Source organism: Chryseobacterium pyrolae (genome assembly GCF_025153485.1).
Classification (GTDB): domain Bacteria; phylum Bacteroidota; class Bacteroidia; order Flavobacteriales; family Weeksellaceae; genus Chryseobacterium; species Chryseobacterium antibioticum.
Genome location: NZ_JANZQH010000003.1, coordinates 491,128 through 506,021 on the forward strand (window position 1 = coordinate 491,128; position 14,894 = coordinate 506,021).

Genomic DNA, 14,894 nt, shown 5'->3' on the forward strand with positions numbered 1-14,894 from the left:
AATCGAATGAACTGATTATCAAATTATAGACCACTCATTTGAATCATTCTAAATATGATAGTTTCATCTTGCTTTTTATACAGATGTTCTTTAATTTTTATTAACTTAATTGCATTATTGTGCCTTTTGATCTCATGTTATAAAAAGATTTGTAAAATTGAATTGATTATAGTTTTTAACTATGGTTTAAATTAAAATTAATAGATTGTATATATTATATAAACTTTATAAGTTTGTCATGTCTTTACAAAGAAACTGTATTAATCAACATAAAAAATTAAACGACAATGGAAAAAGATTTGAATGACATCAGTAAATGCCCATTCCATAATGGAACCATGAAAAAGGAAGCTGTAGCAGGCGGAGGAACCAAGAATTTAGACTGGTGGCCTGAGCAATTGAGGGTAGATATCCTGCGTCAGCATTCATCACTTTCAGATCCTATGGATAAGGACTTTGACTACGCTGAAGCATTTAAAAGCCTGGATCTTGAGGCCGTAAAAAGAGATCTTCATGCGTTAATGACGGATTCTCAGGACTGGTGGCCCGCTGATTTTGGTCATTATGGCCCTCTGTTTATCCGTATGGCATGGCACAGTGCCGGGACTTACCGTGTAGGTGATGGCCGTGGTGGAGCAGGAGCAGGACAGCAGCGTTTTGCACCGTTGAACAGCTGGCCGGATAATGTAAGTTTGGACAAGGCCAGAAGATTGTTGTGGCCTATTAAGCAAAAATATGGAAAGAACATTTCCTGGGCAGACCTTTTGATCCTTACCGGAAATATAGCTCTGGAATCTATGGGCTTTAAAACATTCGGATTTGCGGGAGGACGTGAAGATGTGTGGGAACCGGATATGGATATCTATTGGGGATCTGAAAAAACGTGGCTGGGAGGTGATCTTCGTTATGCTCACGGATCAGAAGGAGTAACGGAACAACATGGTGTACTTCCTACTGATGACGATGCAGACGGTGATATTCATTCCAGAAATCTTGAAAAACCTCTTGCAGCCGTACAAATGGGACTTATTTATGTGAATCCTGAAGGTCCGGACGGAAATCCTGATCCTATTGCTGCGGCTAAAGATATCAGAGATACTTTCGGACGTATGGCGATGAACGATGAAGAAACGGTAGCTTTGATCGCAGGTGGACATACGTTTGGAAAAACACACGGGGCCGGTCCCGCTGATCATGTAGGAAAAGAACCGGAAGCAGCCGGAATTGAACTTCAGGGATTAGGGTGGAGCAGCACATACAAATCAGGAAGAGGAACAGATGCCATTTCCAGCGGGCTGGAAGTAACCTGGACAGAAACTCCGACAGAATGGAGTAATTACTTCTTCAAGAATTTATTTGAAAACGAGTGGGAGCTTACGAAAAGCCCTGCCGGCGCTCATCAGTGGGTGGCAAAAGACGGTGCAGAGATCATTCCTGACGCATTTGATTCCAATAAAAAGCACAGACCTACAATGCTTACGACAGATCTTTCATTACGACTGGATCCTGTCTACGAAAAAATATCAAGACATTTCTATGAAAACCCGGATGCGTTTGCTGATGCCTTCTCCAGAGCGTGGTTTAAACTTACGCACAGAGATATGGGCCCTAAAGCAAGGTATTTGGGACCGGATGTGCCACAGGAAGAACTGATCTGGCAGGATCCTATTCCGGCAGTTGATCATGAATTGGTGAATGATGGAGATATTGATGTACTAAAAGGAAAAATATTGAATTCAGGGCTGAGTATTTCTGAGCTGGTATCTACTGCATGGGCTTCTGCTTCTACATTCAGGGGTAGTGATAAGCGTGGTGGAGCTAATGGAGCCAGAATCCGTCTTGCACCTCAAAAAGACTGGGCTGTCAATAATCCTTCTCAGCTTCAGAAAGTTTTGGGAGAATTGGAGAAGATTCAGAAAGAATTTAATGATTCTCAAGGCGGAGGAAAGAAAATCTCAATCGCAGATATGATTGTTCTTGCAGGAAGTGCAGCCGTAGAAAAGGCAGCACAAGATGCAGGGCAGCATATTAAAGTGCCTTTCACACCCGGAAGGATGGATGCTTCACAGGAACAGACCGATGTGGAATCTATGAGTTATATGGAACCAGCCGCAGACGGATTCCGTAATTATCTGAAAAGTAAATTCTCGGTATCCACAGAGTCTTTATTGATCGATAAAGCACAGCTTCTAACGCTTACAGCTCCGGAACTGACTGTATTAATAGGTGGAATGCGGGCTTTGGATACCAATTTTGACGGATCAAAACACGGCGTATTTACCAACCGTCCTGGAGTGCTTACCAACGACTTCTTTGTTAACCTTCTGGATATGGGAACGCAGTGGAAATCAATCTCAGAAGATCGTGAAGTGTATATGGGGACTGACCGGTCAACGGGTCAGCCAAAATGGACAGCTACCCGCGCAGATCTTGTTTTCGGTTCCAATTCTGAATTGAGAGCGATTGCCGAAGTCTATGGAAGCAATGATGCTCAGGGGAAATTTGTCAATGATTTTGTAAGAGTTTGGACAAAAGTGATGAACCTGGATAGATTTGATTTAAAATAATCGTTACTTAACATAATATTGTGAAGACAGTCGAAAATGCTGTCTTTTTTTATTGATTATTATATTGATTGATTAATAAATTGATGTAATATGTAAATAAATTATATATTTGTTGAAAAACAAACAAATATGTTAAGAAAATTATTTCCTGCCTTAGTATTGGTAGGTTCTTTGGGTTTTGCTCAAGTAGGAGTGAATACAAGTCTGCCAAACGCTACATTCGATGTAGTTGGAAATCCAACTGATACTTCAAAACTGGATGGGATTATTGCACCCAGAATCACTGGCGATCAGCTAAATGTAAAAATCTACACTCCTTTACAGACCGGAGCTCTGGTATATGTGACGGCTGCCGGAGCTTTAAGCAATCAAACGGTAGATGTCGATTCCGTGGGATACTATTACTTTAACGGTGATTTGAATAAATGGGTAAAACTGAATACAGGTATTTCTGCATCACCATGGAATATACAGAATACAGGAAGTCCTGCAACTGCCAATACTCAAAATATCTATCAAAATGGAAAAGTGGGGATTGGTTTTGCTGCCACTGATGCGGTATCTGACAGGCAATTTGAAGTGAAAGGTGACATGAAAGCTCAGTATGGAAGCGGAAGCAATTACTTTGGGATAGATACAAATCTTTTCGGAATCGGAAATGGACTCTATTATGCTGACAATAACGACTTGTCTGCTGCTACCAGTACAAGTGTAGTGATGACGAGACCAGGAATAAGCAGTTTACAGTCAAACTATGGAGCAGGCGGCGGTAGTATGGCTGCTTTCTCAGGGGCTACTGGCGGATCTTTTGCTTTGGTGGCGAATAATCCGGATCAAAGTGTAAATGCTTCTGTATGGGGAATAAGCAATGGAACCGTCAATAATCTTACATTGAGCCACAATGGGAATGGGGTTGAATCAACAGATATTATTTTGGAAAAACTGAAAGGAGTTACTTTTTCTTATCGTGATGCCTCCAATGCACTTCAGGGTAGCTATACTTTTCCAAGAACAAATGGCCTGGCCAATCAGGCTTTAGTCACAGACGGGGCTGGAACATTATCATGGAAAGATGGTTCGTCTTTAAATGCAAAAATAAAAACTTTGTCTTCGGGGGCTGTTGCCGCAGATGATTATACGATTCTTGTAGCAGGAAATATTTCACTTCCGGCCGCAAGTATGGCTAATCAGGGGAAAGTGTATAATTTGGTTAATGATACGGCTGGAAATGTTACCGTAGCTGGAAATTTTAGAATTAATGGAGGTAATTTCACTAATTACGGTTTGAATAACAGTGATTGGGGAAGAGCAATTGTGGTACAGAGTACGGGCTCAGCTTGGGTGGTAATTTCGAGATATTAAAATTTTGATTTACTCTGAAATGTATAAAAGTCATTCTAAAATAGGATGGCTTTTTTTCATGTTGAGGATCTACTTCTATTGGGAGATTCTCAACAAAAAAAATGACTGTTTCACTAGAAAACAGCCATTGTAATTTATTTATTTTAAAATTTAGTAACCGTACCAACGTCCACATTCATTATGGCAGTAAGGAAAATCATCTGGATTATTTGCAGCTGCTTGAATACAAGCGGCCTCAGTTTTATAATATGGCTTACCTGAACCCCACCAGACTGCACATTCTTGTGTAATTCCACCTTTAACAGCTTTTAAACTCTCTCTCGAAATTTTTTTTAAATTTTTCATAGTAATTTTGGATTAATTTTTTCTTACAATATCCGCTTTTCGGATATTGTATTTATTGAACTAATATAAAAAAAATATATATTACTACAAATATAAAAATACACCGGAACGTGAATTTTTTTTGAAACAAAATTGATATAGTCTTTAGGCTCCATTTTTAGATGGATCAGATATTAAATTTTGATACTCTTTTAGGGTAAATTCTCCTTTATCATAATAATACCCTGGCCGTTTGTTTGAGGTAAATCATTTTAAATAAAACGACTGTCAATCTATTAGGTGAATGTTTTCCAGCTTTTTATAAAATAAGGCAGCTATAATTTAACACGACACGTTCTGTCGTTATGCTATAATAGATTTGTATTACAAGAGATTTAAAATATATAATAATCTTTTGTGTGATAAAATTCATATTAAATCTCAATAGGGAGATTTGAAATGCGTTAAAAAGTGTTAAATTTACCGCCAAAATTATAAAAGCTAATCTTAAACTAAAAATACACAAAAGATGAAGAAATTCTACTCCGGTGCATTTACTTTATGCACTCTTCTGGGGCTATCTGCCCAGGAGGTATTGTGGCAGAAAGATATCAAATCCTCTACTCAGGATTTTTTAAGCCAGGTAACGACAACAATAGATCAACAGTATCTAATTACAGGAAGTTCGATCCAATCTCAGAAATTTTCAACGGAAAAAAAACAAAATAATGGCTATGATTTTCATCTGGTTAAACTCAACCAACAGGGCGAACAGGTTTGGGAAAAATATTTTTCTGGACAGAACCATGACTATTTATCGGCATCCGTTGCTACACAGGACGGAGGTTTTTTAGTTTCAGGCACCTCGTATTCCGGGAAAGGTTTTGATAAAAAAGAAGATTCCAAAGGCGGATCGGACATTTGGTTGATCAGATTAAACGAATTCGGAGATGAACTATGGCAAAAAACACTGGGGTCAGCATCCGATGAAGAAGCAAGATCTGTAATTCAGACTACTGATCTGGGATTTTTTGTAGCTGGAAATGTTCAGAATTCAGCTAAAGGCTATGGTTCAAAAGATGTTTTGATTATCAAACTCGATAAGAACGGAAAAGAACTGTCACAATCTATTTTAGGAGGGAAAGGATTGGATGAAGTTGAAAAGATGATTCCAACGAAAGATGGAGGTGCATTGTTAGGTATTTACTCCAGAAGCAACATTGGAGGTTCTAAGAAAACCGAAAACTTCGGCGAAGGAGATTATTATATCATTAAACTTTCGAAAGACGGAAAAGTGGAATGGGAAAAGGATTTTGGAGGTAAACAAGATGATCACCTAAGAACTCTGGCTTTAACTTCGACTGGCTATATCATCGGTGGCGAAAGCCGTTCAGAAAGATCAGGAAATAAAAGTGTTGGTATTGAAGAAGGAACAGATCTATGGCTAATCTCGCTTAACGAAAGAGGAGAAGAGATCTGGCAAAAGTCTTACAATTTCAAGAACCGTGATATACTAATGGGAATGAGTGTGCTTCATTCGGCAGATGACAAATCTTCAAAAGGAATCCTTTTAGGTGGCTACACGCAGACAGAAGGAAGAGTTGAAACTGACGATGAAACCTTCTGGATGCTTTATTTAAATGCAGATGGAAATGAGCAGTGGAGAAAACATGTAAATGGAGACAAGAGACAAAGAGAGGAGAGACTTTCAGATATTAAACTTAATAGAGATGGTTCAATAATCTTAGCGGGTACCAGCGCTGAGGAACTAGGAAAAGAAAATTGGAAGATCGTGAAATTGGGAGATAAACAGCTTGATCAGCTGATCGAGAAACAAGACATTAAAATCTATCCGAATCCAGTATCAGAGTATGCTTATGTGGAAATAGGCTTTGAATTTAAAGAAGCAGATATTATTCTGTATGATATGGGTGGAAGACAGCTTCAGACTGTGAAAACGAAGAATAAAGTGACGAAGATTAATACCCAGAATTTGATTCAAGGGGCTTATCTGGTGACGATAAAGACGGATATGAATAAAACAGCGAATGCGAAATTGATAAAAAAATAACAATGAAAAATTATATGTACAAAGTCTTGATGGCAATAATTATGCTTTTCTCTGCAAATTATAAGGGCCAGAATGAACCGATAGGACTTCAAAAAAACGATTATCTAAGTAATTCTGATGTAAATGTTCATAATGGAATTCCTGATATAAGTCTACCCCTTTTTAATATACCTGCATTATCAAATATCAATATTGGGATATCAATTTCTTACTCTGCTGAAGGTGTTTCTGCCCATAAAATGATTAGTGATGTCGGAAAAGGCTGGGGCTTACAGTATGGTGGAAGTATTTTTAAAAATAATCTGAAGAATGTTAATGATTATTTAAGTTCAGATACCACCAATGAATCATCATCAGAAATTTATTATTATAGCTTTTTGGGGAAATCAGGTAGATTTTATATTGGAAAAGATCAGATTACAAATGAACTGATTGCTGTACAACTACAGCCTTCGAATAATAAAATAATCATTACTAAAAATAGTGCTACGACAAATAAAGTTTCTTCCTTCACAATTATTGATGAAAACGGAAATTCATATCTTTTTGATAAAATCAATATTGATAAGTTTCATTTTGGGTATCGAAATACCCAACAGGAGCTTCCATCAAATACCAAAGTAGGTAATAGTGCCTTTTTGTTATCTACGATAACAAATAATAAAAACCAGCAGATTGCCACTTTTGAATATGATACCACAACGGAGTTGGTTAGTCAGTTTATTGGAACAGTACAAGAAAATAAAATCAAAAAAATTAATGTTAATGGGCATGGAAGTATTGAATTTAAATACAGCCCTAATCCTAATCCGCATTCAGTTCAAAACAAAGGAAATGCAGATTGGTATCGGATGGATAAATTAATTCTGAGAGACAAAAATAATAATATCATTAATCAATATGCTTTCTTAGGAGACGGAACATTTTTGAATAACCTTCAGAGCTTGGATAAAGATAATCATGTTCTGAGCAACCATACATTTGAATATAATAAGGCTTTAGGAGGAAGTCCTGATAATTTTGATGCTTTTGGTTATGTTAATATTTATGATCCCTGTAGTTTGGATGAAGGGGTTCTAATTTCACCATCAGGGACAAATCCCAAAACTGCAAATTTAAATTCTCTAAAAACTATAAATTTACCGACAGGGGGGCGTATTGAATATGAATTTGAAAGCAATTCGATTGAAGAAGGAAATGCTGCTTCTAATGATTTTTGTACCGCTGGTGCTTGTTATGATTATTATGATTTGGATAAAGTTTATACACTCAATTTTGATACTAATGATCCTTCAATCAATTATGATTTAAATTTACCATCTGGATACAAAGGAAATCTATATGTAAAGTATTCATATTCTCTATATCCTTATCCTCCTTCAAAGCCAGGTGTTTCAAATGAAATACAATATGATCTGTTACAGTCTGATGGGAGTGTTTCACATTCAAGTGATTATATAAATTCCATGTCCACCTATCCATGCCCGTCGATTAAAGTTTTTCCATATTCGGGATCAAAGGTCTTTTTATCCGGAGCAAGACAAGGGTATGGTAAGCTGGAATTTTATAGGATCAAAGAAGCAAGAAAGCACAATAATAAATTAGGGTATGGACTAAGAATAAAAAGCATTAAAAACTATGATGCAGAATCGGTGGTGCCTTCAAAATGGGTAGAATATGAATATAATAAATTTTCTGATCCCCTGACAACAAGTGGAGAAAGTATTGATGAAGATTTAGGACTTTTAGCCGATTATTTTCAAGAAAACATATCCAATAGAATTATTGGATATTCAAATATTAAAGTGATTAATAAATTAGATCAGACTTATGTAAAGTATATTTTTTATAATTCTGACGAAATAGTTAATCTTTCAGGATTGACTTATTCATTTATAAACTTTAGCGGATATCTGACACGAGCAGGCCTTATGAAGAAAAAGGAAGTATATGGAAATAATAACGATCTTATACAAGAGTCAGAATTCTCTTATCAGCCCGAAATTTTAACATTTAGCAATATTAAATATGACGGACAGCCTATTAAGAAAATCTTTATAAAAAAAGAAACTAAAACAATAAAAGATAAAATAGATGGCGTTTTCTTAACTAATACATTAGAAAATCAATATGAGAGCCTATATAATAATGTAATTTCCCGTAAACAAGTATCTTACGATGGATCGGTAATTGAAAGTAATTTCAAATATGCTAATGAAAAAAACATTCAAAAACTTCTTAATGCCAATATCGTATCAACTCCTTTAGAAACACAAGTTAAGAATGACGGAACAGTTGTGAGTAAATCGGAAGTGAAATTAGATGATCAGTCTACATTATATCCAACATCGGCTTTAATATACAATATTCAAAATCAAAATTCTTCAAAAAAAATTACTTTTAACAACTATGATGATAAAGGCAATTTAAGAGAAACCGGTGCAGAAAGTGGTATTCCAACTGTTACTATTTGGGGATATCACCAAACACAGGCCATAGCCAAAATTGTAGGGGCTACTTATACCGATATTGCAAATCTTAGTTCTGTTACTGCTGCTGTTTCTGCTTCAAATGCTGATGATGACGATTCCTCTAATGAAGCAGCGCTGATTCTCGCCCTTGATAATATGAGAAAAGATAATGCGTTAAAAAATTATCAGATAGAAACGTATACCTATGATCCTCTTGTTGGAATCACAAGTAAGACTTCTGCCAATGGATTTAGGGAAATCCATGTATATGATTCCTTTCACAGAATATCTCAAATTTTAGATAAAGACGGGAAAATTCTAAAAACGTATGATTATCATTATTCTCCTACGATTTATACCAATGACGAAATGGGTAATGATTATGTTACTAATAATTGTTCTATTGGATATTTGTCTAATAAATATACCTACTTAGTTCCTGCCAAGAAATATTTTTCGTTAGTGAGCCAAGATGATGCCAATCAAAAGGCATTGCAGGATATTCAGGCTAACGGGCAGAATACCGCTAATCAAAATGCAGGATGTACACCATTATCATGTACAATCTCTAAGGGATATGATATTGCTGTATTAAATAGTGCATCTCTAACTATGCCAAGTACATCGAGTTTTAGATTACAGATAAACTTTCCTTATGACAGTAGTCTTTCCTGGGCAATTGGGCAAACGGTTGGGAAAATAAATGGGAATTGTATAGGAGCTATAACAGGCACAATGAGTTTTGCAGGAAGAACATTTACCTATGGAAATTGGAAAATTACTATTTATCCTAATGGAAATGTTTTCGCAAAGCTTACAACAGGATCATCATCATTGCCTAATGGTACAATAGTGAATTTCGATATTACATTTCCAGCTATCCTTTAATACAAAAACATGAAAAAGATATTATTCATCGGAGGTTTTTTGATGACTTTTGGACAAATATTTGCACAGAGCATTTCGCCTTCCAATACAAAAAATTATATATATACAAAGGACTGCCTGGATGCAGACTGTATAAAAAAAGCAGAAACCGTTCAATATTTTGATGGGTTGGGAAGACCTAAGCAGATCGTTGGGGTAAAAGCTTCTCCAACACAGAAAGATGTAGTTGGCCATATAGAATATGATGCGGACGGAAGGCTTTCAAAATCATACTTGCCTGTTCCGCAGGCCGGGACACAGAATGGTGCGATCTATGAAAATCCTTTAATTAATGCAACCAACCCTGAAATTTATGGTACAGAAAAGATATATTCTAAGCAGGTTTTAGAAAATCTTCCATTGGCCAGGGTAAAGGAAACCTTCAATGTAGGAAACGCATGGTCGGATAAACCTATAACCTATAGCTATAAGACCAATACTTCAGCCACTGAAGTAAAAAAATACGGTATTACAACCACATGGGTAGAAAATAGAACAGACTCCCAATTGAGTTTTTCAGCATACTATCCTGTAAATTCATTAATGAAAACCTCTGCTACAGATGAAGATGGCAATACAACAACAGAGTATAAAAATGGAAAAGGACAACCGGTACTCATCAGGCAGAATGACGGGACACATAATCTCGATACTTATTATGTTTATAATGAGTACAATCAGCTTGCGTTTGTCATTCCGCCCTTGGCTTCGGCTTTAACGGCAATTGATGAAACTAAGAGAAATAGTCTTTGCTATCAGTATCGCTATGATGAATTCGGAAGATTGGTTGAAAAAAGAATCCCTGGAAAAGGATGGGAATATTTGGTGTATGACAAGCAGGACAGAGTGATACTGACACAAGATGCTATGCTGGGAACAACCACCAATAACTTTGCTAAAAAAGGCTGGATGTTCACTAAATATGATAAATTCGGAAGGGTTGTTTATACTGGATTCTTTGCCAATACAGCTTCAAGATTGGCAATGCAGACTGCACTCAATAATATGTATGTCAATGCGGGAAACAATGAAGAAAGAAATACAGTTCCATTTACCTTAAACGGAATGGATGTATATTATACAAAAAATGCTTTCCCGACAGGAAGCATGACAATTCTAAGCGTTAACTATTATGATACTTATCCATCACTTCCTTCAGGTATTAATATTCCTACACAGGTTCTAGGGCGGGATGTATTAACACAGGATGCTCAGAATTCTTCTATAAGCACCAAAACATTGCCTACTGCTTCTTATGTAAAGAATATAGAGAATGATGACTGGACTCAAATGTTCAGCTTTTATGATAACAAAGGCAGAGCTATCGGAGTTTATTCTATTAATCATTTAGGAGGGTATACCAAGACGGAAACAGAAGTCGACTTTATGGGAATTACCCAGCGTTCAGTGACAAAGCATAAAAGGGTTTCTGCAGATGCTGAAAGAGTCATTAGTGAAACGTTTGAATATGACTCACAAGACAGGTTGCTTACTCACAAGCATCAGGTAGATGGTAATCCTGTGGAGATTTTGTCCCAGAATACCTACAATGAGCTTTCTCAGGTGAAAAATAAAAAAGTAGGAGGAACTTCAGCAGTCAATCCTTTGCAGGATATTAATTATATCTACAATATCAGAGGTTGGATGACGAAGATTAATGATCCTAAAAACCTGAACGGTAAATTGTTTGGTTACGAGATAAAGTATAATCAGGTAGAAGGACTGCAAACTCCAAATGCTGAATATACTGATCTTCAGGTAAAACCAAGATACAACGGAAATATTGCAGAAGTAGACTGGAAAACAGGCACTACACCGAATGATAATTTACGAAGATACGGTTATGTTTATGACAGAGCCAACAGGCTTTCTGCAGGTTTTTATCAAAGAGATGATAACCCTTCTGCTCAGGAGTATTATGAGAAAATGGATTATGATTTCAACGGAAATATTACCCACCTGAAAAGAACAGCGGCAAAAGGAAGCGAAACAGTAGCTGCAGCGATTGATAATCTTACGTATGATTATGCAGGAAACAGGTTGAATTCGGTTACCGATAGCTCAACGAATTACAGCGGTTATCCGGATACCTCGGGAACTGCCATATCCTACGATGATAATGGCAATATGAAGAATCATGTAGATAAAGGTATTTTGCAGGCTGACTACAATTTCCTTAACCTTCCTCAATATATTAAATTTGACAAAACATATAATGTAAGAAATTTAATCACAGGTAAAGTGGACATTCGTAGTGTTAAAGCCAATTATCTGTACAGGGCGGATGGGAGTAAATTACGCAAAGTATACACGTATGGAGAAGGTGCAACATTTTTTTCTCCTGAGATTACAGTCGTAACTGATTATCTGGATGGCTTTCAGTATGAAACAGAACAAAATGTAAGCACCTTAAAATTTGTTCCTACCGCAGAAGGATATTACAATTTTGAGAATAATAAATATATTTACAGTTATACTGATCATCTGGGAAATGTACGTTTGAGCTATTGTAGAAATACAAACGGCAGCGCAGAAGTTCTTGAAGAAAACAATTACTATCCTTTTGGGATGAAGCACGAAGGGTATAACCTTTTAGCCGGGAACCCTTCCAATAAATACGGATATAATGGTCATGAATTGCAGAAAGAAACGGGATGGAATGACTTTGGTTTTAGACAATACATGTCGGACATCGGAAGGTTTGGAGTCGTTGATCCATTAGCAGATACAACTTTGCAGCCCTATTCCTTTGCCAGCAATAATCCTATTTTATTTATAGATTTTCTGGGGCTAAAATCAACACCTCCAACAGATAGTAACGGATATTCTATCGGTCAGGTATGGACAGACGGAGAAGGCTGGTGGCAAAGAGTTGAAGGCGGATGGAAAAATACAAAAAATGATGAATTAGCAGTTGATGAAATTATAGTCGGCAGCGGAGGCGGTAGCGGCAGCGGTTTTTCTCTTGCAGGCATAATTTCCAGTGCCATCATCAGCATGGGAGATAGTGTAAACAGTATGCTTACAAGCGCATTTTTTGGGTTAAGCTCAAGCCAGTCTATAGGTAACTACCAACAAAACCTTTCTAACTTTCAGATAGCGGTAAATAATAGTAAGGCAGCAAAAAGTACCGAAGAAGCCGAACAGTTCTTATTTTTGGAGCTTCCGGCATCTTTTATGGGGGGAGAACTTCTTTCAGTGGGTTGGAGAGCAGCAGGAATGAGCCGTTTTATCTGTAAACCATTAGGGAATTTAAGCAGAGGATTGATTAAGCTATGCTTTACAGAGGGAACTTTAGTAGCCACAGAAAAAGGCAGCAAAAAGATCGAAGACATCAAAGAAGGCGATCTGGTATGGAGCTACAACGAAGGAACGGGCAAAAAAGAGCTGAAAAAAGTAGTTGAGCTATCCCGCAATACGTCTTCTTCATTAGTTAAAATCTCTGTAAACGGTACAGAAATTACCTGTACACCGGAACACCCGTTCTATGTAAACGGAAGCTGGATAGAAGCTAAAGACCTTACCAAGGGAATGCTTCTAACCACTTTAGAAGGAAAAACTTTTCCTGTAGAATCTATTAAATTCTTGGATGAGAAAGTAAAAGTCTATAACTTTGAAGTAGAAGGCAACCATAATTACTATGTTTCTGAGAAAGGCATTTTGGTGCATAATGATTGCTTAGATTGGCTTAGTAAAGCAAGAAGTTTAAGTGTAATAAGAAATGGCTGTGAAGTTGTAGCAGACAGAGCTGTAGGCGCATTAGGAAAAGGAGCCGAATATTTACAGATTACGCCAAAATTTGGGTTTGAATTAGGTGATGTAATGGGACAAAATTCAGGATGGAGATGGCATGTAACAGCGATAAAGGATGGAAGGGTCTTTGATAGATTAACAGGAAAAGCAGGAATGATGCTAGATGATTATATCAAATTATTCGATTTTAATGAATCAATAAATTTTGAAGTAACAGCGACAAGAACATTAAAATAATTATGGAAAACAAAATTTTACATACAATAAAGTATATGAGGCATAGACCAAAAATGTTTTTTTGGAACGATGACACTTTTAATAGTTATATTATATATTTTCAAGGTTTTTTTTATAGTTTTGATTGTTCCACTAATATAGATTTAGAAAGAGAAATTTCAGGATGGTATCAAAAAAGAGTCAAATTTAAAGCCCCTAACATGAGTTGGTTTTCTCAATTTGAACATGTTAATAAAAATTTGACCGAAATAGAAAAAATAGAAAAACTATTAGATACTTTAGAAATTTTCTTTAAAGAATATTTCTCTAACAAGAGTTATCCATGACAATACATAAAATATTACCTTACATTGAGCAAAGACCTTTAATGTATTTAAAAACAAAAGACATTTATCTTTTAGATTCATTTATTGGAGGGTATTTATCTTGTCAGCAAATCTATGATAAGAATTTTAGTGATATAGATTTCCAATCTAATTTTCATGAATGGCTAAGAATAAAATTTAACATGGATTTAGGCTTTACTTGGGCTGATTATATATTTAAAATAAGTCAGAATGAAAATTTGAATTCTGTGGATGTTTTCTTTAGAGAGTATAAATTATTTATGGAAAGTAAATGATTATGAATTTCGATGAATTAATGTCACATATAGAAAGAAGACCAGAAGTATATGTCGGAGAAAGAAATATATTTCTATTAAGTGCCTTTCTTTCGGGTTATTTACTTAATGACAGTAACCGTTTAGGAAATAGGGCAGAATATGATTTTAGATATGATTTTTATAATTGGTTACAAAATAAGTTTAATCTTGAAAACAATGCAACTTGGGCTGATTTTATAGATATAATAAGTAAGAATGAAAATTTAAACTCTGTAGATGTTTTTTTTAGAGAATATCATTTATTTAAAAAAGAACATATATAAAATCAAAAATATTCCTTTACTAATCAGTAAGGGAATATTTTATTTCAAAGAAAAGTAAAAGTCTATAACTTTGAAGTAGAAAGCAACCATAATTACTATGTTTCTGAGCAAGGGATTTTGGTGCATAATAATTGTAGTTTAATGACTGAATTTATGGGACAGTTCCGTCAACATATTTCAGTTTTTGATGGAAGTATAAATATGGGATGGTTTACTGGTGACGTAATGGAATTCAAGTTAATGGCATTGTAAGAG

General features: G+C 36.0%; 10 protein-coding genes. 9 read left to right on the plus strand and 1 reads right to left on the minus strand.

Translation table 11 applies throughout. The features are described from left to right. The first annotated feature begins 287 nt into the window (after nucleotides 1-287). Together katG and NZD88_RS09010 are read left to right on the plus strand one after the other, a co-directional pair. Nucleotides 288-2,567, plus strand: a complete 2,280-nt coding sequence (katG, locus tag NZD88_RS09005) for a catalase/peroxidase HPI (RefSeq protein WP_259828807.1) — start codon at nucleotides 288-290, stop codon at nucleotides 2,565-2,567. 129 nt (nucleotides 2,568-2,696) lie between these two features. Beyond that, nucleotides 2,697-3,929 (plus strand): autotransporter outer membrane beta-barrel domain-containing protein, encoded by a 1,233-nt coding sequence (locus tag NZD88_RS09010; RefSeq protein ID WP_259828808.1) that lies wholly within the window; start codon nucleotides 2,697-2,699, stop codon nucleotides 3,927-3,929. 150 nt (nucleotides 3,930-4,079) lie between these two features. On the opposite strand, the gene NZD88_RS09015 is transcribed toward NZD88_RS09010, so the two are convergent. Next, nucleotides 4,080-4,274 (minus strand): bacteriocin-like protein, encoded by a 195-nt coding sequence (locus NZD88_RS09015; protein WP_169235696.1) that lies wholly within the window; start codon nucleotides 4,272-4,274, stop codon nucleotides 4,080-4,082. 508 nt (nucleotides 4,275-4,782) lie between these two features. Between NZD88_RS09015 and NZD88_RS09020 the strand changes: the two genes are divergently transcribed. From NZD88_RS09020 to NZD88_RS21340, 7 genes are read left to right on the plus strand one after another with little or no spacing between them, the layout of a single operon-like run. After that, entirely contained in the window at nucleotides 4,783-6,324 is a 1,542-nt protein-coding gene (locus NZD88_RS09020) for a T9SS type A sorting domain-containing protein (protein WP_259828809.1), read from the plus strand. Nucleotides 6,325-6,326: 2 nt separating this feature from the next. Continuing rightward, nucleotides 6,327-9,683: a DUF5977 domain-containing protein gene (locus NZD88_RS09025; protein ID WP_259828810.1), complete on the plus strand. Its 3,357-nt coding sequence runs from the start codon at nucleotides 6,327-6,329 to the stop codon at nucleotides 9,681-9,683. A gap of 9 nt (nucleotides 9,684-9,692) precedes the next feature. Further along, nucleotides 9,693-13,712 (plus strand): DUF6443 domain-containing protein, encoded by a 4,020-nt coding sequence (locus tag NZD88_RS09030; protein WP_259828811.1) that lies wholly within the window; start codon nucleotides 9,693-9,695, stop codon nucleotides 13,710-13,712. A 2-nt stretch (nucleotides 13,713-13,714) separates the two neighbouring features. After that, nucleotides 13,715-14,038 carry a hypothetical protein gene (locus NZD88_RS09035; RefSeq protein ID WP_259828812.1) on the plus strand — a complete coding sequence of 108 codons (324 nt, stop codon included), beginning with the start codon at nucleotides 13,715-13,717 and terminating at the stop codon, nucleotides 14,036-14,038. Next, nucleotides 14,035-14,334, plus strand: coding sequence for a hypothetical protein (locus NZD88_RS09040; RefSeq protein WP_259828813.1), 300 nt, complete (start codon nucleotides 14,035-14,037; stop codon nucleotides 14,332-14,334). Before NZD88_RS09035 ends, NZD88_RS09040 begins: the two co-directional genes overlap by 4 nt. 2 nt (nucleotides 14,335-14,336) lie before the next feature. Then, nucleotides 14,337-14,639 (plus strand): hypothetical protein, encoded by a 303-nt coding sequence (locus tag NZD88_RS09045; RefSeq protein WP_259828814.1) that lies wholly within the window; start codon nucleotides 14,337-14,339, stop codon nucleotides 14,637-14,639. A gap of 36 nt (nucleotides 14,640-14,675) precedes the next feature. Further along, complete coding sequence (locus tag NZD88_RS21340; protein ID WP_423738658.1) at nucleotides 14,676-14,891, plus strand: hypothetical protein; 216 nt, start codon at nucleotides 14,676-14,678, stop codon at nucleotides 14,889-14,891. The last annotated feature ends 3 nt before the right edge of the window (nucleotides 14,892-14,894 follow it).